Raw genomic sequence first — 19,937 nt, 5'->3', positions numbered from 1 at the left:
AAGTGTGCAGCGGTTTTCCGAAAGGATCATGCTCAAACATTAACCGAACGCAGGTTCGTTTCCAGATTTCGAGAAGCCGGTAAAGGAATTCGTGGTGGCAACGCGAGCTAAGAAGACCCTCAAGCGCAAGAGCGGCAAGAAGGCTGCAAAGAAGGCCGTAAAAAAAGCCGCGAAGAAGGCGCCTGCGCGCAAAACTGCCAAGACGAACAAGAAGGCTGCCGCCAGGAAGGGTGTGAAGAAGACCGCCGCCAAGACGGCAAAGAAGCCCGGCAAGAAAGCTGCGAAGAAGCAGATCGCCGTCAAGAAAGCCGCGAAGAAAAAGGCCGCCGGAAAGCCGGCCAAGGCGCCGGCGAAGAAGGTGGCTCCGGCGAAGAAGGCCGGGGTGACCGCTGCGCCGGCTCCCGTCGTCACGCCGCCGAAGGCTGTGAAGCCCAGGGTGTCGAAACCCAAGGCGCCACCTGCGCCGAAGCCCGTCGCAGCTCCGCGAGCCGCAGCACCCGTCGCCGCCCCCGCGCGCGACAACGTCTTCTACATCACGACCGCGATCGCCTATCCCAACGGCAGCCCGCATATCGGTCACGCCTATGAGGCGATCGCGACCGATGTGCTCGCGCGTTTTGCGCGGCTCGACGGCAAGGACGTGTTCTTCCTGACCGGCACCGACGAGCACGGCCAGAAAATGGTGCAGACGGCGGCCGGCGAGAACATGTCCGTGTCCGCGCTCGCCGCCCGCAATGCCGGTCGCTTCAAGGAGATGGACGAGCGTCTGAACGTGTCGTTCGACCGCTTCATCCGCACGACCGAGGAGCAGCATCATCGCTCCAGCCAGGAGATCTGGCGGCGCATGGAGGCGAACGGGGACATCTATGCCGACACCTATGCCGGCTGGTACTCGGTGCGCGATGAAGCCTATTACGCCGAGGACGAGACGCGCGTGAACGATGATGGCGTCCGGCTCGGACCGCAGGGCACGCCGGTCGAATGGGTAGAGGAGAAGAGCTATTTCTTCCGCCTGTCGGCGTACCAGGACAAGCTGCTGAAGCTCTACGCGGATCACCCCGATTTCATCGGCCCGGACTCGCGCCGCAACGAGGTGGTGAGCTTCGTCAAGGGCGGCCTGCGCGACCTCTCGATCTCGCGTACGACGTTCGACTGGGGCGTGAAGGTGCCCGGCGACGAAGAGCACGTGATGTATGTCTGGGTCGATGCGCTGACCAACTACATCACCGGCGTCGGCTTCCCCGACGAGACCGACAAGAACTGGCGCTATTGGCCGGCCGACGTGCACATCATCGGCAAGGACATCATCCGTTTCCACGCGGTATATTGGCCGGCATTCCTGCTGTCGGCCGGGATTCCGTTGCCGAAGCGGGTCTATGCCCATGGCTTCCTGTTCAGCAGGGGCGAGAAGATGTCGAAGTCGGTCGGCAACGTCGTCGATCCCTTCAATCTGGCCGACCAGTACGGCGTCGACCAGGTGCGCTATTTCTTCCTGCGCGAAGTGCCGTTCGGACAGGACGGCAATTACAACCACGAGGCCATCGTGGCGCGCATCAACGCCGACCTCGCCAACGATCTCGGCAATCTGGCGCAGCGCTCACTGTCGATGATCGCCAAGCAGCTCGGCGGCGTATTGCCCGAGCCCGGCGAGTTCAGCGACAGCGACAAGGCGATCCTGGCGATGGCCGACGGCATGATCGCGACGTCACGCGAGGCCATGGCGACGCAGCAGATCCATCACTGGCTGAACGCCGTGTGGGCCGTGGTCGCCGAAGCCAACCGCTATTTCGCGGGCGAGGCGCCGTGGGCGCTCGCCAAGACCGATCCGGCCAGGCAGAAGACGGTGCTCTACGTCACCGCCGAAGTCGTGCGCCAGATCGCGATCCTGGCTCAGCCGGCGATGCCGACCGCATCTAGCCTGCTGCTCGACAGCCTCGGCATTCCCGCGGACGAGCGCAGCTTCGCCGCGCTGGGCGGCACATCGCGGATCGCGCCCGGTTCGACGCTGCCGGCGCCGACGCCGGCGTTCCCGCGCTATATCGAGCCGGCGGCCTGAAGGCGCTCGCGCGATGCTGGTCGACAGCCACTGCCATCTGGACTTTCCGGACTTTGCGGAAGATCTCGACGGGATCGTGTCGCGGGCGCGAGCGGCCGGCATCGGGCGCATGGTCACGATCTCGACGCGGGTGCGGCGACTGAAGGGCTTGCTCGCGATCGCCGAACGCTACGACGACGTCTATTGCTCGGTCGGCACCCATCCCCACAACGCGGACGAGGAAGACGGCATCGCTCCGGACGAGCTGGTTGCGTTGACGGAGCATCCCAAGGTCGTCGCGCTCGGCGAGGCCGGGCTAGACTATTTCTACGACAACGGCTCACCCGACGCGCAGGCGAGGGGCTTTCGCGCTCACATCGCCGCCGCCCGCGCGACCGGCCTGCCGCTGGTGATCCACACCCGCGAAGCCGACGAAGACTGCGCGCGCATCCTGGAAGACGAGGCGGCAAAGGGACCGTTTCGCGCCGTGCTGCATTGTTACACGGGCGGACGCGAGCTGGCGCTGAAGGCGGTGTCGCTCGGGCTCTATATCGGTTTCACGGGAATCCTGACCTTCAAGAAATCGGAGACCTTGCGTGCGCTCGCGGCCGAACTGCCGTCCGATCGTATCCTGGTCGAAACCGACTCGCCCTATCTTGCGCCGGGCAAGTTCCGGGGCAAACGGAACGAACCGGCTTATGTCGTCGAGGTCGCCAAAGTGCTGGCCGAGACGCGCGGCGTTTCGCTTGACGAGATCTCGCGCCAGACCAGCGAAAACTTCTTCCGCCTGTTCTCGAAGGTGAAAGCTTGAAATCGGACGCCGCATGACGCTAACGCTGACGATCCTGGGCTGCGGCTCCTCCGCCGGTGTGCCGCGCCCGGCGCTCGGCTGGGGCGCCTGCGATCCCAACAATCCCAAGAACCGCCGTCGCCGCTGCTCGCTGCTGGTCGAACGGACCTCTGAGCACGGCACCACGCGCATCGTGATCGACACCTCGCCGGACCTGCGCGAGCAATTGCTCTCGACCAATGTCGATCACATCGACGCGGTGTTCCTGACGCACGAGCACGCCGACCAGACCCACGGCATGGACGATCTGCGCTCGGTCGTGATGCACATGCGCCGTCGTATTCCGACCTACTTCAACCAGTCGACCGCTAAGGACATCCTGTCGCGGTTCTCCTATTGCTTCATCTCGCCGGAGGGCAGCGACTATCCGCCGATCCTGACGCGGCATTCGATCGAAGCGGGCGAAAGCCAGACCATCCTGGGAAAGGGGGGCGCCGTAACGATGACCGCCTTTCTGGTCCAGCATGGCAACATTCCCGCGCTCGGCTATCGCATCGGGGATGCGGCCTACACGCCCGACCTCAACGACATCCCGCGCGAGAGCTGGGGTGCACTGGAAAATCTGGACCTCTGGATCGTCGACGGCTTGCGCTACACCAGTCATGTCAGCCATTTCAGCATCAACGACGCGTTGTCCTGGATCGAACGGTTCAAGCCGAAGCGGGCGGTCATCACCAATATGACCGCCGACGTGGATTACGAGGTGATCCGGCAATCGCTGCCCGCCGGCGTCGTGCCCGCTTTCGACGGGCTGCGGCTGGAGACGCGCTGAACTTGCGGTAGAAATTCCGCCGCTCCCAGGCATAGTCCTTGCTTGCATCGGCTCCATCATGTTGATCTAACGTCTGAAAGGCAGGCGTTAGCCAGGGACGATGAGGCAGATCGGCGGCGGGCGATACTTGATTGCCGGGCCGGCCGGGATAGCCTCGTGCGATGATGGGGTTGGTGTGACAGGGGACGACGTAACGACCGGGGGATTCGTGCGACGCGCGCTTGATCTCCTTTATCTCGGCGCCGGCTACGCCGCGGGCGTCTTCCTGGTTGCCATCTTTGCAATCATGATGGCCATGTCGGTCGGGCGCCAATTTGCGATCAACATTCCCGCCGGCGACGATTTCGCGTCATGGTGCATGGCCGCGATGGCGTTCCTCGGCCTCGCTCACACCTTCAAGCGCGGAGAGATGATCCGCGTCGGCCTGCTGCTGGAGCATCTGCATGGGCGGACCAAGCAGATCGCCGAGATCGTTGCGCTCGGCATTGCCACCGCCTTCATCCTCTATTTCACGCGTCATGCGGTGCAGATGACGTACGATTCCTGGCGGTTCAACGACGTTGCGCAGGGAGTCGTCGCACTTCCGCTCTGGATTCCGCAGCTCGGCTTCGCCGGCGGGCTTGCGATCCTTTCGATTGCGATGATCGATGAAATGGTGAGGGTCGTCGGCGGCGACCGGCCGAGCTACGAGAAGGGCTCGCCGGACGAGACGCCTGACGAATTCATCGAGCGCATCTCGCAGGGCGGCGGAGGTTGACCATGGCCAATCTCGGCATGATCGAGCTGTCGTTCATCCTGCTCGGCGTCATGATCCTGCTGCTCGGAAGCGGCGTCTGGATTGCGGTCTCGCTCGGGCTGGTCGGCTTCGTGGCGATGGCGCTGACGACGAGCCTGCCGCTCGGCTCGGTGCTCGCCACAACCACCTGGAGCGCCAGCTCGTCGTGGACGCTGGCCGCGCTGCCGCTGTTCATCTGGATGGGCGAGATTCTGTTCCGCACCAAATTGTCGGAGGAGATGTTCCGCGGCCTGTCGCCCTGGGTGCAGTGGTTGCCGGGGCGGCTCACGCATGTGAACGTGATCGGCTGCGGCATCTTTGCAGCGGTGTCGGGCTCGTCGGCCGCGACCTGCGCGACGATCGGCAAGATCGCGCTGCCGGAACTCGACAAGCGAGGCTATGACAAGGAGCTGAGCCTCGGATCGCTCGCGGGCTCCGGCACGCTCGGCCTGTTGATTCCGCCCTCGATCCCGATGGTGGTGTATGCGGTCACGGCGAACGTCTCCGTGCTTCAAGTGTTTCTCGCCGGTTTCCTGCCGGGATTGCTCGTCATCGCGCTCTATTCGGGCTACATCATCATCTGGTCGCTGCTCAACCCGAAGAAGGTTCCGCCGCGCGATCCGCCGATGCCGTTCCGGCAGAAGCTGCGCGAGTCGTCGAAGCTTGCGCCCTGCCTGCTGCTGATCCTGGCGGTCTTCCTCTCGCTCGTGCTGGGCTTCGCGACCGCCACCGAATGCGCCGCATGGGGCGTCTCAGGCGCGCTGCTGCTGGCGTGGTGGAGCGGCACGCTGACGCGCAAGAACTTCCTCGAGAGCATCATGAGCGCGACGCGCCTGACCTGCATGATCATGCTGATCCTGGCGGGCGCGGCCTACACCACGGCCGCGATGGCCTATACGGGCATTCCGGCCGCGCTCGCCACCTGGGTCGAGGGGCAGCAGCTCACGCCGGGCATGCTCGCGCTGTATCTGAGCGTCATGTACATTATCCTCGGCTGCTTGATCGACGGCATCTCAATGATCGTTCTGACTGCGGTCATCGTACTGCCGATGGTCAGGCAGGCCGGTCTCGATCTGGTCTGGTTCGGCGTCTACCTCATCATTCACGTCGAGATGGCCCAGATCACGCCGCCGGTCGGATTCAATCTGTTTGTGCTACAGAACATGAGCGGGCGCGACACCTTCACCGTCGCGCGGGCAGCGTTTCCGTTCTTCGTCCTGCTGCTCGTCTCCGTGTTCATCATCACGGAGTACCCGCAAATCGTGATGTTCCTGCCGAAGCTCGCTTTCCCAGACTGATCGTACCCGGTTTTCAGAATACAGTGAGGAGAAGTCCGATGATGTCTCGTTTATATCGCGCAGCATTGATCGCTGGCGCCATGGCAGCTGCGACACCCGCTTTGGCCCAGACCAAGTGGAATCTGCCGGCAGCCTATCCAGCAGATAATCCGCACTCCGAAAACCTGGTTGCCTTCGCCAAGGACGTCGATGCCGCCACGTCCGGCAAGCTATTGATCACGGTTCATCCCGGAGCCTCGCTGTTCAAGGCTCCGGACATCAAACGCGCGGTGGTGACCGGGCAGGCGCAGATGGGCGAGGTGCTGCTCTCGATCCACGAGAACGAGGATCCGCTGTTCGGCATCGACGTCGTGCCGTTCCTCGCGACCAGCTTCCCGGACGCGACGAAGCTGTACCAGGCCTCCAAGCCCGCGATTGCCAAGAAGCTCGATGCACAGGGTCTCAAGCTGCTGTTCGTCGTGCCGTGGGCGCCGCAAGGCGTCTACGTCAACAAGCCGCTCGCCTCGATCGAAGACATGAAGGGCCTGAAGTGGCGCGCCTACAATGTCGGAACCGCGCGTATCGGCGAGCTGGTCGGCGCGCAGTCGGTCACGATCCAGGCTGCGGAGCTACCGCAGGCGCTCGCGACCGGCGTGGTGAATTCCTTCATGTCGTCTGGCGGCACGGGCTACGACTCCAAGGCCTGGGAGTCGTTGAAGTACTTCTACGACGTGCAGGCGTGGATTCCGAAGAACTACACCTTCGTCAACAAGGCCGCGTTCGACGCGCTCGACAAGCCGACCCAGGAGGCCATCCTCAAGGCGGCGGCAACGGCGGAGACCCGCGGCTGGAAGGCATGGCAGGACAAGAGCACCTGGTACCTCGATCAACTCAAGGCCAAGGGCATGAATGTCGAGCCGCCGAGCGCCGCACTCAAGGCCGGCTTCCAGAAGATCGGCGAACAGCTCACGGCCGACTGGCTCAAGAAGGCAGGGGCCGACGGTCAGGCCATAGTCGACGCCTACAAGAAGATGTGAGGACGATGCCGTCCGCCCGCCGCCTTCTGGTGTGCGGGCGGACCATCCTTTGCAGCGCGCTCAGGTCGAGATCGCGTTCACTGATCCCACCTCGTTGCGCAGCAGGAATTTCTGGATCTTGCCCGTGGACGTCTTCGGGATGGGCCCGAACACGATCGCCTTCGGCGTTTTGAAGCCCGACATGTGGCTGCGGCAGAACGCGATGATATCGGCTTCGCTGGCGCTGGCGCCGTCCTTCAGCTCGACGAAGGCGCAGGGCACTTCGCCCCATTTCGGATCGGGCTTTGCGACCACGGCGGCGAACAGCACCGCCGGGTGCTTGTAGAGGATGTCCTCGACCTCGACCGAGGAGATGTTCTCGCCGCCGGAAATGATGATGTCCTTGGATCGGTCCTTGATGATGACGTAGCCGTGCTCGTCGAGCACGCCGAGATCGCCGGTGTGAAACCAGCCGCCTTCGAAGGCTTCCTTGGTCGCCTTCTCGTTCTTGAGATACCCCTTCATCACGATGTTGCCGCGGAACATGACCTCGCCGATGGTCTCGCCGTCACGCGGCACCTCTTGCATGGTCTGCGGATTGATGACGGTGACGGCTTCCTGGAGCGGGTAGGGCACGCCCTGCCGGCGCTTCATGCGCGCGCGCTCGGGCGCGGGAAGCTCGTCCCAGCCGGGCTGCTCGGCACAGACGGAGGCGGGGCCGTAGACCTCGGTCAGGCCGTAGACGTGGGTGAGCTTGATGCCGATGCTTTCGGCGCCTTCGAGCACCGCGACCGGCGGCGCTGCGCCCGCGATCAGGCCGACAACGCGGCGCGCCGTACTGCCTTTGGGCGCATCCGGAGCATTGATCAGCGTGTTGTAGACGATCGGCGCGCCGCACATGTGGGTGACGCCGTGCTGCCTGATCAGCTCGAAGATCCTGGTTGGCTCGACCTTGCGCAGGCAGACGTTGATGCCGGCTGAGGCTGCGATGGTCCAGGGGAAGCACCAGCCGTTGCAGTGAAACATGGGCAGCGTCCAGAGATAGACCGGATGCTGGCCGAGATTGCCGGCGAGGATATTGCTGACGGCGTTGAGATAGGCGCCGCGATGATGGGTCACGACGCCCTTGGGATTGCCTGTCGTGCCCGAGGTGTAGCTCAGCGCGATCGCGTCCCATTCGTCGCCCGGCGTGATCGCCGCGAAGCCTGGATCGCCCTGGGCGACGGCTGCCTCGTACTCGATCTCGCCGATGCGCTTGCCGCCCTTGAACGATGCGTCGTCGACGTCGACGACGAGCGGCTTGGGCCCCTTCATCTGCGCCAGCGCGTCGGTGATGACGCCCGAGAATTCCGGATCGACCAGGATGATCCTGGCGCCGCCATGCTCGAGCTGAAATCCGATCGAAGGTGCATCGAGACGGATGTTGAGGGCGTTGAGCACGGCGCCCGTCATGGGCACGGCGAAATGCGCCTCGTTCATCGCCGGGATGTTCGGCAGCATCGCCGCCACGGTGTCGCCGACGCCGATGCCTTTGCTGGCGAGCCAGGACGCAAAGCGCTTGCAGCGCTCATGGGTCTGCGCCCATGTGAAGCTGCAGCCTTCATAGACCGTGCTGACGTGATCGGGATAGACCGCGGCGCTACGCGCCAGGAAGCTCAGCGGGCTCAACGGCACGTAGTTGGCGGGGGTCTTGTCGAGGCCGATATTGTACTGGTTCTGCCGCTCACTCATCGACACCCTCCTTAAACCGCGCCTCAAAGGAATCCGATCGAGATCCAGGGGAAGATCGCAACGATGATCAATCCCACCAGCAACGCCAACAGATAGCCCCAAATCGGCCTGATGCCTTCGGCCGGATCGACGCGTCCGATGGCGCAGGCGGCATAATAGCCGACACCGAACGGCGGGGCGAATAGCCCGATACCCATCGCCAGAATGATCACCATGGCATAGTGCACCTCGTGCACGCCGACAGCGCGGGCGATCGGGAACAGCAGCGGCCCGAACAGCACGATCGCCGGGATGCCCTCCAGCACGCTGCCGAGGATGACGAAGGCCAGGATCGAGACGGCGATGAAGGTCGCCGCTCCCCCGGGCAATCCGGTCATGGCCGCGGCCAGCGAGCGCGAGAAGCCGGATTGCGTCAGGCCCCAGGCCATGCCGGTCGCCGTGCCGATGATGAGGAGGATCGCACCCGACAGCGCCGCAGTTTCGACCAGCATCGGAAACAGCCGCGACCAGTCGAACCGGCGGTAGACGAGGAGGCCGACGAGAGCGCCATAGACGATGCCGATGGTGGAGACCTCGGTCGCGGTCGCGATGCCCTCGACCACGGCGTAGCGGATCACGAAGGGCAGTGCGAGCGCGGGCAGGGCGACGATGAAGGTCTTGCCGATCTCACCCCCCGTGGCGCGGCGCACGTGGCTCATGTCCTCATGGCGATAGCGCCACCACACCAGCATGCAGAGCGTGATCGCGAGCACGACGCCAGGGAGCAGGCCGCCGGTGAACAGCGCCGCGATCGAAACGCCTGTCACCGAGCCGATCGTGATCAGCACCAGGCTCGGCGGAATGGTCTCGGTCTGGGCTCCCGTCGCTGCCAGAAGCGCGACGAGATCGCCGGGCTTGGCGCCACGCTGTTTCATCTCCGGGAACAGCACGGGCGCGACAGCCGCCATGTCGGCAGCCTTTGCGCCGGAGATGCCGGAGACCAGGTACATGGCGCCGACCAGCACATAATGCAGCCCGCCGCGGACATGTCCGAGCAGGCTCGCCAGGAACGCCACCATGGCGCGTGCCATGCCGGTCATCTCGATCAGGAGCCCCAGGAACACGAACAGCGGCACGGAGAGCAGGATGAGATGGCTCATGCCCTCGTCCATCCGCCCGACCAGCACCATCACAGGTGTGTGCGTGGTCAGCGCCAGATAGCCGAAGATGGCAAGACCAAAGCCGAACGCAATGGGAACGCCGGCGAAGACGCAGAAGCCGGCGACGCCGACGAAGAAGATGACGAGGTTGAGATTGCCGAGCGGCCGCAGCAACGGCTCCGCCAGCCAGAACAGGCCGATGAGGACGGTGACCGACAGCACGGCAGCCGCGACCATCCGGTAATCGGCCGCGCGCAGCAGCCGCAGCAAGGCAAAGGCCGCCATCAGGCCGATGCCGGCCGGCAGCGCGGCAGCGCGCCACATATTGGAGATCTGCAGCGCGGGCGTGGTGATGTAGCTTTCCTCATAGGCATAATCGCCGGACGGCCAGACGATCAGCGCCAGGAATGCCAGCGCCGCTGCGGTCGCGACCAGATCGAGATAGGCCCGCATCGCCGGCCTTGCGCTGGCCACGATGGCCGTCATGCGCATGTGCTCGGAGCGGCGGAACGCAACCGCCGCGCCCAGCATGGCAAGCCACAGGAACAGGATCGAGGCCAGCTCGTCCGACCATATCAGCGGCCGGTGCAGACCGTAGCGCGCCACCACGCCGGCAAACAGGATCACGATCTCGGCGACGACGAGGGCGGCCGTCGGAATTTCGACGATCAGACCGAGAACGCGCTCGAGCGATGCTAGCAACGAAGGTCGGCGAGGGGACTGAACAGTCGCCTCGCCCGCCACTTCGATCACCTCGGCCTCGAGATGAGCCATAACGGCCCCGATGCGTTACGACAGCTTGCCCACGGCCTTTTCCAGCAGGTCCCAGGCCTGGTCGCCATATTTGCCCTTCCACTCGGCATAGAAGCCGGCGGTGCGCAGCTTGTCGCGGAACGGCGCCACGGCCGGCTGATTGAAAGTCAGGCCCTTGGACGCGAGCTCCTGCTGCAGGTTGGCGTTGAGCTTGGCGGTATCCTCGCGCTCCTTGATGGCGGCGCCGTTGATGTTCTTGGCGACGATGGTGCGCACGTCCTGCGGCAGCTTTTCCCAGGCTCTGCGGTTGGCGAGGAACCAGAAGCCATCCCACATGTGGTTGGTCAGCGAGCAGTACTTCTGCACCTCGTAGAGCTTGGCGGTCGAGATAATCGCCAGCGGGTTTTCCTGGCCTTCGACGATCTTGGTCTGGAGCGCCGAATAGACCTCGCTGAAATTGATCGAGGCGGGCGCCGCGTCGAACGCCTTGAACATCGAGGTCCACAGCGGCGACACCGGCACGCGGATCTTGAAGCCCTTGAGGTCGTCGGGACCGGTGATCGGCTTGCTCGACGAGGTGGTCTGGCGGAAGCCGTTGTCCCAGATCTTGTCCATGACCTCGAGGCCGGCCTTCTTGATCTCGCCGCGGACATGGGCGCCGAGGTCGCCGTCCATGGCCTTCCAGACCGTGTCGTAGTCCGGGAACGCGAAGCCGATGCCGTTGATGGATGCGGCCGGCACCAGGGTCGACAGGATCAGGCCGGACAGCGTGAAGAACTCGACGCCGCCGGAGCGGATCTGGCTCAGCATGTCGGTGTCCGACCCGAGCTGGTTGTTCGGGAAGATCTGGAGGTCGAACTTGCCGTTGGTCTCGGACTTGATCGCCGCCGCCATCTCCTTGGCGCGGACGTTCAGCGGATGGGTGTCGGGCAGGTTGTTGGCATATTTGTAGGTGAACTCGGCGCTCTGCGCGCGGGCCACATGGGGCGCACCGATGCCGCCCAGGACCGCGGTCGCGGCGGAGGCCTTGAGAAGCGTGCGTCGGGAAAAGCGCGTTGAAAAGACCATGGGTCTGCTTCCTCGGAAGGTTTGTTGTTGTTCTGAGATGCAAACCTATACGGACGGGAGGTCAGAAGGTCATCAGCGATCTCGCGAGGCCTCGCTTATTGCAGCCGGACAAGGTCACCGCAATATCGGCTTTCGAAGAGATCGATCCGATTCAAAATCTGAAAAACAACCCCATGCACAGGAGCCGTCAAGAGCTGAGTGACGGTGGGAGCGCAGACCCAAAATCGGGCTGGGCGAAGGTGTGATGGAAAGAACTCCGCCTAAATGACTGATCTGATTGTATATAAATATATTCCATAATATACCTTATGCGAATTACGGATATGGGCATGGTTGTTCCTGCAAGTCGAACCCAGGCCGCTCAGGGCGGCGTCCGACCTCCTCCGAAGGCAGCGTCCGGCGGGCCAACGGCGTGGATTCAGCCAGTGCTTTGCAGGCGGCCAGGATTCGAAATCCCGCATTGAGGTTGGGCTCCGAGGCGATCGCTCCGTCACGTGCGGTGCTCACGGCCAGTCGGCAAAATTCAGCGTCGGCCTCGATCGTCCGGCTCTCTCGCGCGCCGCGACGCGCCGGCGCCAGACGCCCGGTGCCTCGCCGGTGTGCTTGCGGAAGAACCGGCTGAAGTATGCGGTGTCCTTGAAGCCGAGCGCGAACGCGATCTGCTTGACCGCCGTGGTTCCGGCCTCGAGCCGCGTGGCGGCTTCCTTGAGGACGCGTTGCTGGATCAGCTCGCTCGGCGAACGCTTCAGCTCGCGGCTGCACAGCGCGTGCAGGCGATCCGGCGTCACGCCGAGAAGATTGGCGTAATCGCTGACGCGCAGATGCTGCTGGTATCGCTCTTCGAGCAGCCGGCGGAAGCGGCTCAATATCTCAGTGCTGGTGCCCTCCTCCTCCCGCTCGTTGTCGCCCGCGAACAGCCGCCAGAAGCGCAGCACGCATAGCGTCAGCTCGGCCGACATGATCGATGCCGCAGCGCTACGCGCCGGCGCGGCTATCTCGGCCGCAATCGACGCGATGGACCGAGACATCGTAGTCACGAGCTCAGGCTCGACCGGCAGCGCCATGATGCCTCGGGCTGCTTCGAGCGCGAGATAAGCAGGTTCGGCCGAGGGCGGCAGATAGCGATGCCACACGCCCGCCCGTAATTGCAGTAGTTCGGCGGCCGCCCCAGCCGGCACTTCCAGCCATTCGGCTGATCCTGCCGGGAGCCAGACGATGGCGGGTCCGCTCAGGGACATCGGCCTGCCGGGGCTCCCGACCTCGACAATTGCGGCGCCGTGCAGACAGAGCAGGTGGATGAACGGCCGGGCGGTTTTCGAAGCCAACATCCAGCGGCGCGCAACATAATGCGAGCGGATCAGCTCCGCCCTGATGGGCGCGGCGCCGCTTGCGGCCGTCGTTGGGGTCCCCGCGACGTCTCGACGCAGCTGCCCGCTCAGACCAGAAACGTCCAATCTTTCACCGGGATTGTCCATTGTGCGAACAAACCGCGCGGTGCTTGCTAGGTCAAGTCCTGGTCGCGGCCGGCTCAACGAAGCTGCGCCGAAGAAATCAGGCCAAGAGGAACGACCATTCGCATCGCTAGCGAACAATCGCTTGAGTGAAACACGAGGGAGGATCGACATGTTTTCCGCGAACCGTCGAACGTTGCTGCGCGTCACTGGTTTGGTGGCGGTCGTGACGGCGCTGGGAGTCTTGACGGCCGAGGCGCAGGAGAAGATCCGGATGGGCTATGCCATTTCCAAGACGGGTCCTTATGCCGGCGGCGCCGGTATCACCACCCTGCCCAATTACGAGCTGTGGGTGAAGGACGTGAATGCCGCCGGCGGCATCAAGCTGGGCGACAAGAAGCTGCCGATCGAAGTGGTCGAATACGACGACCGCAGCAGCTCTGAGGAAGCCGTCAAGGCGATCGAGCGCCTCGCCAACCAGGACAAGGTCGATTTCATTCTTTCGCCCTGGGGCACGGGCCTCAACCTTGCGGTCGGACCGACGCTGAACCGTCTCGGCTACCCTCACCTCGCGGTCACGTCGGTCACCGACAAGGCGCCGGAGCTTGCCAAGCGCTGGTCGAACGCGACATTCTGGCTGGGGACGTCGGCGCAGATTTCCGCGGCGCTTGCCGACCTGCTCGGCAAGCTGAAGAGCGAAGGCAAGATCGGGCCCAACATCGCGATGGTCAGCATCGCCGATCAGTTCGGCATCGAGCTCTCCGCTGCGGGCCGCGAAGCTTTCAAGAAGCAAGGCTTCACGCTCGCCTATGACAAGACTTATCCGATGGGAACGCAGGATCTCCAGCCGCTGCTGAAAGACGCCATCGCGGCCAACCCGGACGCGTTCGTCGCCTTCAGCTATCCGCCGGATACGATCGCGCTGACGGAGCAGGCGCAGCTCCTGAAGTTCAACCCCAAAGTCTTTTACGTCGGCGTCGGTACCGCCTTCCCGCTGTACAAGGGCAAGTTCGCAGCCAACAGCGACGGCGTGATGGGGATCGGCGGCTGGAACGCAGACTCGCCGCAGCTGAAGGACTATCTCGCGCGCCACAAGGCTGCGACCGGCAAGGAGCCTGATCGCTGGGCGAGCTCGATCACCTATGCGAGCCTGCAAGTGCTCCAGCAGGCGATCGAGAAGGTCGGCAAGATCGATCGCGCTGCGGTCGCAGCGGAGATCCGTTCGGGCACGTTCGACACCATCATCGGCAAGGTCAAGCTGAAGGATGGGCTGCTTCAGGAGATCTGGAGCGTCGGCCAGTGGCAGAACGGCGAATTCTACGCCCTCGCGCCTGCCTCGCTTTCCGGCGCGCGTGCGCCGGTCGTGCCGAAGGCGCAGTGGCAATAGGACAAGCTTGGCGGCCAGGCCTTGCGCTGCGAGGCCTGGCGCCGTCCACCAGGGACACCCTTTCATGCTGCTTGTCGACATCGTCCTGCCGGGCCTCGTGCTCGGCGGCATGTACGCGCTGATCGCGCTCGGGCTGACGCTGCAATATGGCGTAGCCAGGATCATGAATCTCTCCTACGGGGAGTCGCTCGTCGCCGCCGCCTTCGGCGCGTTCTCGCTCTACAGCGGCCTCGGCCTCAGCCCGCTGGCGGCGCTGCTGTTGGCCGTCCCGGTTGCGATGCTGCTGAACTGGCTGCTCTATCGCTTCCTGCTGGAGCGCCTGGCGCGGCGGGGCAAGGACAGAGGCGCGCAGGAGATCGACAGCATCCTCGTCACCTTCGGCGTCCTGTTCGTGGTCCAGGGCGCCATGCTGGTCGCCTTCGGCGGCCAGTATTACAGCTACAGCTACCTCTCAATTCCGCTGACGATCATGGGCTCGACGCTTGCGGTCAACCGCCTGGTCGCGCTGCTGTTCGCGGCCCTGGTCGGCGGCGCTGTGTATCTCGCCCTCACCCGCACCCGGATCGGGACTGCCGTCCGCGCCATCGCGGTGGATCCGAATGCCGCGCGGCTCGTCGGGATCGACGTGGCGGCGCTGTCGGGGCTGGCCTTTGCGTTCGGTGGCGGCCTTGTGGCCGTCGGCGGCGTGTTGGTCAGCATGTTCCTCACCTTCAACGCCGCCATGGGCGTGGTCTTCACCATGAAGGCGCTGGTCGTCGTCATAATGGGCGGCGTCGGCAACGTGATGGGCGCGTTGGTTGCGGGACTGCTGCTCGGCGTGGTCGAAACCGCGGTGGCGCGGCTGGTCGATCCGGGCCTGACGCTGGCGGCGACCTATGCGCTGTTTCTCGCCGTGCTGCTGATCAGACCCACCGGCCTGTTCGGGAGAGTTGCGTCATGACCGGGCTCATGCGCGCATTGCTGTGGAGCGCTGGCCTCGCCGTGGCTGCGGCTGTCGTCACCTACCCTGTCTATGCCAACGGCTATTATCTCGCGCTCGGCATCAGCGTCCTTTACTTCACGATTCTGGCAACCGCTTGGGCGATGTTCTCAGGCCCCACCCGCTACATCTCGCTCGCGACCGTCGCCTTCTTCGGCCTCGGCGCCTACACCGCCGCGGTACTGGGCGAAGCAATGCCCTGGCCGGTCGTGCTGTTTGCCGCGGCCGGCGTCGGCGCACTCACCGCCGCAATCACCGGACTCTCGACGCTGCGACTATCAGGCATCTATTTCGTGATCTTCTCCTTCGGGCTTGCGGAGCTGATCCGGCAGCTGGTGATCTGGTACGAGGTCAACATCCACAAATCGGTCGGCCGCTATCTCTTCAGCGCCGTGACGCAGGACATCCTCTATTGGCAGCTCCTGGGCTTGACCGCGATCGTCTTCCCGGTGGGCTGGCTGCTCGGGCGGTCGCGATACGGGCTGGCCCTGCGCGCCATCGGTGCCGACGAGACTGCGGCCAGCCATTCCGGCATCGATGCGACTCGGGTCAAGCTCGGCGTCTTCATCTTGAGCGCGACCTTCATGGCCGTGACCGGCGCGGTGATGGCGCCGCGCTGGACCTATATCGATCCGGCCATCGCGTTCAATCCGACCATCTCGTTCCAAGTCGTGATCATGGCCTTGCTGGGCGGCGCCGGCTCGCTGTTCGGGCCTGTGCTGGGCGTCATTCCGCTGGTCCTGCTGTTCGAGGTTCTGACCGCGACGCTGCCCAATCATTTCAGCATCGTGCTCGGCCTCATCTTCGTGCTCATTGTCGTGGTGCTGCCGAACGGGGTGATCGGACTGTTCGGGGTCGGGCGCTGGCGCGTCCCGGCAGGAGGCCCCGCGGTCGCTTCCACCCGCACAACGGCTACACCGCTTCTCGCGGTCGACGGCGTCAGCAAGTCGTTCAGCGGGCTGCGCGCGGTCGACGACGTCAGCTTCAAGGTCGCCGCCGGCGAGATCGTCGGCATCATCGGCCCGAACGGCTCCGGCAAGACCACGCTTCTCAATACGCTGTCCGGCGCCTTGAATCCCTCATCGGGCACGATCCGCTTCTGTGGCACCGTGCTCAATGGTCTGCGCGCGCACCGGATCGCGCGCCTGGGCCTTGCCCGTACCTTCCAGCTGGTACGCGTGATGCCAGACCTGACCGTCGCCGAGAACGTCGCCGCGGCGCGGCTGTTCTCCACGTCGAACGGCTCGGACGCAACCGCAGGCGAGCTGCTGGATCTGGTCGGGCTCGGCACCATGCACGAAGCGCCCGCAGGTGATCTGACCTATATCGACCAGAAGCGGCTGGAGCTTGCCCGCGCACTGGCGCTGCAGCCTCGCCTCGTGCTGCTCGACGAATGGCTGGCGGGGCTCAACCCGAGCGAGCTCGAAACCGGCATCGCACTGATCGCGAAGCTGCGCGAGCGCGGTCTCACCATCATCATGGTCGAGCATGTCATGGATGCGATCCGCGCCTTGTGCGGCCATTGCATCGTCATGAGTGCCGGCAGCGTGATCGCGCGCGGGACTCCGGACGAGGTTTTGGCCGATCCAAAAGTCGTCGCCGCCTATCTCGGAGTCGACGATGCTTGAGGTCACCGCCCTCTCCCACTTCTACGGCAAGCACCGGGCTTTGGCCGACATCGCCCTGCGCATCGAACAGGGCGAGATCGTCGCGATCCTCGGCGCCAACGGCGCTGGCAAGTCCACCTTGCTCAAGAGCATCGCCGGGCTGGTCAGGCCCGCACCGGGCGCGAGGATCACATTCGAAGGACAGAGCATCGTCGAACTGCCCGCCCATTTGATCGTGGAGCGCGGCATCGCTTTGGTGCCGGAAGGCCGCGGCGTCTTCGGCGATCTGACGGTCGCCGAGAATTTGCAGCTCGGCGCCTACCCAGCCCGCGCCCGGGCCGGCGAGGCCGCCCGGCTTGCAAACATCCTGCAGCTATTCCCTCGCCTGGCCGAGCGCATGGCCCAGGCCGTCCGCACCATGAGCGGCGGCGAGCAGCAGATGGTGGCGATCGGCCGCGCGCTGATGTCGAACCCGCGGCTCCTCCTGCTCGATGAACCCTCGCTCGGCCTGTCGCCTCTGCTCAGCCGCGAGATGTTTCGCGCACTAACGCAGATCCGCGCCAGCGGCGTCGGTGTTCTGCTGGTCGAGCAGAACGCACGCGCGAGCCTCGACATCGCCGACCGGGTCTACCTGATCGAGTCCGGTCGCAACGCCGGCAGTGGACCTGCGAGCGCCATGAAGAACGACCCCGAGATCCAGCGCGCCTATCTCGGCAAGGCGCGCCTCGCCCCGACACCAACGTAATCCTCCCAGCACCCCATGGAGAATCCCATGAACGCAATCGACCTTCTCATCGGCGGAAAGGACCAGTCGGCCAGCCACCAGCGCACCTTCCAGCGCCATAACCCGATTTCCGGCGAGGTCGCGACCATTGTGGCGGCGGCTTCGATCGAGGATGCGATGCGCGCCGCCGATGCGGCGGCCGCCGCCTTTCCGGCCTGGTCGCAGCTTGGACCCACCGAGCGCCGCAAACGGCTGAGCGCGGCCGCCGACATCCTGGCGCGCCGGGCACCGGAATTCACCGCGCTGATGGTGGCCGAGACCGGCGCAACCCCGGGCTGGGCCGGCTTCAACGTGCATCTCGCCGAAGGCATGCTGCGCGAAGCTGCGGCCATGACGACGCAGATATCTGGCGAGGTCATTCCGACGGACAAGCCCGACAATCTTGCCATGGCCTTCCGCCAGCCGGTCGGCGTCGTGCTTGGCATTGCACCGTGGAACGCGCCGGTGATCCTCGGCGTGCGCTCCGTCGCGATGCCGCTTGCCTGCGGCAACACGGTGGTGCTGAAGGCCTCCGAGATGAGCCCCGGCGTCCACCGCTTGATCGGAAGCTGCCTCGCCGAGGCCGGGCTCGGTGACGGCGTCGTCAACGTCGTGACCAATGCGCCGGAGGATGCGCAGGCGGTCGTCGAGGCGCTGATCGCCCATCCCGCGATCCGCCGCGTCAATTTCACCGGCTCGACCCGCGTCGGTCGTCTGATCGCACTCGCTTGCGCCAAGCATCTCAAGCGAGCACTGCTGGAGCTCGGCGGCAAGGCCCCGCTCGTCATCCTCGACGATGCCGACCTCGATGCCGCCGTGAACGCCGCGGCGTTCGGCGCCTTCATGAATCAGGGGCAGATCTGCATGTCGACGGAACGGATCGTCGTCGACGACAAGGTGGCGGATGCCTTCATCGCCAAGTTTTCCGCCAAGGCGAGCAGCCTGCCCCACGGCGATCCCCGCAAGGGCAATGTCGTGCTCGGCTCGCTCATCGGCAACGCGGCTTGCGATCGGGTCAGGGGTCTGATCGACGACGCCGTCGCCAAGGGCGCGGTGGTTATGGCAGGTGGACACGGCAGCGGCACGATCATGCCTGCCACCATCGTCGATCATGTCACGCCGGCGATGCGCATCTATGGCGAGGAAAGCTTCGGTCCGGTCGTGACCGTTGTGAGGGTCAGCGGCGTGGACGAGGCGGTACGCGTCGCCAACGACACGGAATACGGCCTCTCCTCCGCCGTGTTCGGCCGCGACATCGCGCGTGCCCTCGGCGTCGCCAAGCGGATCGAGGCAGGCATCTGCCACGTCAACGCGCCGACCGTGCACGACGAGCCCCAGATGCCGTTTGGCGGCACCAAGGCGTCAGGCTATGGGCGCTTCGGCGGCAAGGCGGCCATCGACGAGTTCACCGAGCTGCGCTGGATCACCGTGCAGACCGGACCGCGGCACTATCCGTTCTGAGCCGCAAGCTGCCTAGCGCAGCGGCAGTAACTCGAGCTGGCCCTGCGCCTTCTTCACCGCCGCGCCGAACCAGCTCTGGCTCGGCGCCTCCTTTGCGAAGCATTTGGTATAGGCGTCCATGGCCTGGTCTTCGCGGGCCATGTCGTCCCGGGGAACCTTCCTGGCCATCATTTGCTTCCAGACCTTTTCGCACGCCGGGATCTCTGCCGTTTTCACTGCGTCTGAAGTGGCGACGAAGTAAACCTTGTCGCCCTGGATCGCGACCACGCCGATTTCATCCGGCAGCCCCTTCAGGCCGCCATTGCCGCGCACGCCAAGCACGGCGATCGCGGCGCTTGCCCCCGCGGGCTTGGTGATCGGCAGCTTCGCATAGATGGCAAAGGCCGCGTCCTGGATCGCATAGTAGTAGAAGCGGTCCGACTCGAGGGCAGCGCCGATGTCCTGCGGCATGCGGTCCTCGCGATGCTCGCGCAGCCAGTGCTTGAGCAGCGTCGTCGTGGTCACCACGGCTTGCGTCTTGTGGTCTTCCGAAACGAAACTGAGCCCGTCGAGGTGACCAAATCCGATGTCACCCTTGAACAGCGTGTCGGCGTTCGACTTGCCGCTTGTTGGCAATCCTTTGACCGTGACCGGACCCAGCAGGCCCCGCAGCACACCTGCGAGCTCCTTCAGCGCGGCCTCGTGCTGCTTGTAGATCGCCTCGCTCTCCTTGGCCTTGGAGAACTTTGCGATGTAGCGATCCCGCAGGTCGAGATAGCCCTGCTCGGGCGTGGCCGCAGATGCGGACGGTACGGAGGCGAGCAGGCAGATCAAGGCAAGGAGTTTCATTCAACGTCCGGAAGACTGGGAGCGATCTCAGTCTTTGTGCCGGTG

At 64.6% G+C, this 19,937-nt stretch carries 16 protein-coding genes; 11 read left to right on the top strand and 5 right to left on the bottom strand.

Annotated features, from left to right (window positions below):
* Positions 1–94: 94 nt before the first annotated feature.
* From metG to RX330_RS20200, 6 genes are all read left to right on the top strand, one after another.
* Positions 95–2,056, top strand: a complete 1,962-nt coding sequence (gene metG / locus RX330_RS20225) for a methionine--tRNA ligase (RefSeq protein WP_317239551.1) — start codon at positions 95–97, stop codon at positions 2,054–2,056.
* A gap of 13 nt (positions 2,057–2,069) precedes the next feature.
* Complete coding sequence (locus RX330_RS20220; protein WP_317239550.1) at positions 2,070–2,846, top strand: TatD family hydrolase; 777 nt, start codon at positions 2,070–2,072, stop codon at positions 2,844–2,846.
* A 13-nt stretch (positions 2,847–2,859) separates the two neighbouring features.
* Positions 2,860–3,657 carry an MBL fold metallo-hydrolase gene (locus RX330_RS20215; protein WP_317239549.1) on the top strand — a complete coding sequence of 266 codons (798 nt, stop codon included), beginning with the start codon at positions 2,860–2,862 and terminating at the stop codon, positions 3,655–3,657.
* A 208-nt stretch (positions 3,658–3,865) separates the two neighbouring features.
* Positions 3,866–4,414: a TRAP transporter small permease gene (locus tag RX330_RS20210; protein WP_212085360.1), complete on the top strand. Its 549-nt coding sequence runs from the start codon at positions 3,866–3,868 to the stop codon at positions 4,412–4,414.
* 2 nt (positions 4,415–4,416) lie between these two features.
* On the top strand, positions 4,417–5,730 hold the full coding sequence (locus tag RX330_RS20205) for a TRAP transporter large permease (protein WP_317239548.1): 1,314 nt from the start codon (positions 4,417–4,419) through the stop codon (positions 5,728–5,730).
* Between the two features lie 38 nt (positions 5,731–5,768).
* The gene (locus RX330_RS20200; protein ID WP_212085355.1) at positions 5,769–6,746 is read left to right on the top strand and encodes a TRAP transporter substrate-binding protein; all 978 of its coding nucleotides are present in this window, start codon (positions 5,769–5,771) and stop codon (positions 6,744–6,746) included.
* A gap of 60 nt (positions 6,747–6,806) precedes the next feature.
* On the opposite strand, the gene RX330_RS20195 is transcribed toward RX330_RS20200, so the two are convergent.
* The 4 genes from RX330_RS20195 to RX330_RS20180 form a co-directional block, all read right to left on the bottom strand.
* Entirely contained in the window at positions 6,807–8,456 is a 1,650-nt protein-coding gene (locus tag RX330_RS20195) for an acyl-CoA synthetase (RefSeq protein WP_317239547.1), read from the bottom strand.
* A 23-nt stretch (positions 8,457–8,479) separates the two neighbouring features.
* Entirely contained in the window at positions 8,480–10,369 is a 1,890-nt protein-coding gene (locus RX330_RS20190; protein ID WP_317239546.1) for a TRAP transporter large permease subunit, read from the bottom strand.
* A 15-nt stretch (positions 10,370–10,384) separates the two neighbouring features.
* On the bottom strand, positions 10,385–11,416 hold the full coding sequence (locus RX330_RS20185) for a TRAP transporter substrate-binding protein (RefSeq protein ID WP_212085349.1): 1,032 nt from the start codon (positions 11,414–11,416) through the stop codon (positions 10,385–10,387).
* 503 nt (positions 11,417–11,919) lie between these two features.
* On the bottom strand, positions 11,920–13,041 hold the full coding sequence (locus RX330_RS20180) for a helix-turn-helix domain-containing protein (protein WP_317239545.1): 1,122 nt from the start codon (positions 13,039–13,041) through the stop codon (positions 11,920–11,922).
* Between RX330_RS20180 and RX330_RS20175 the strand changes: the two genes are divergently transcribed.
* From RX330_RS20175 to RX330_RS20155, 5 genes are all read left to right on the top strand, one after another.
* Complete coding sequence (locus RX330_RS20175) at positions 13,040–14,254, top strand: amino acid ABC transporter substrate-binding protein (RefSeq protein WP_317239544.1); 1,215 nt, start codon at positions 13,040–13,042, stop codon at positions 14,252–14,254. The two genes, RX330_RS20180 and RX330_RS20175, sit on opposite strands and share 2 nt — an antisense overlap.
* A gap of 64 nt (positions 14,255–14,318) precedes the next feature.
* On the top strand, positions 14,319–15,194 hold the full coding sequence (locus RX330_RS20170) for a branched-chain amino acid ABC transporter permease (RefSeq protein WP_317239543.1): 876 nt from the start codon (positions 14,319–14,321) through the stop codon (positions 15,192–15,194).
* Entirely contained in the window at positions 15,191–16,861 is a 1,671-nt protein-coding gene (locus RX330_RS20165) for a branched-chain amino acid ABC transporter ATP-binding protein/permease (RefSeq protein WP_317239542.1), read from the top strand. Before RX330_RS20170 ends, RX330_RS20165 begins: the two co-directional genes overlap by 4 nt.
* Positions 16,854–17,585 carry an ABC transporter ATP-binding protein gene (locus RX330_RS20160; RefSeq protein WP_317239541.1) on the top strand — a complete coding sequence of 244 codons (732 nt, stop codon included), beginning with the start codon at positions 16,854–16,856 and terminating at the stop codon, positions 17,583–17,585. Before RX330_RS20165 ends, RX330_RS20160 begins: the two co-directional genes overlap by 8 nt.
* Before the next feature lie 27 nt (positions 17,586–17,612).
* The gene (locus RX330_RS20155; RefSeq protein ID WP_317239540.1) at positions 17,613–19,064 is read left to right on the top strand and encodes an aldehyde dehydrogenase; all 1,452 of its coding nucleotides are present in this window, start codon (positions 17,613–17,615) and stop codon (positions 19,062–19,064) included.
* Between the two features lie 12 nt (positions 19,065–19,076).
* Here the strand turns inward: RX330_RS20155 and RX330_RS20150 are convergent, their stop codons facing one another.
* A complete protein-coding gene (locus RX330_RS20150) occupies positions 19,077–19,892 on the bottom strand; it encodes a hypothetical protein (RefSeq protein WP_317239539.1) in 816 nt (271 codons plus the stop codon).
* Positions 19,893–19,937 lie beyond the last annotated feature (45 nt).

Origin of the sequence: Bradyrhizobium sp. NDS-1, assembly GCF_032918005.1 — a bacterium.
Lineage (GTDB): Bacteria > Pseudomonadota > Alphaproteobacteria > Rhizobiales > Xanthobacteraceae > Bradyrhizobium > Bradyrhizobium tunisiense.
Note: the sequence above shows the minus strand (reverse complement) of the source record. Positions and strands in the feature narration are given on the sequence as shown.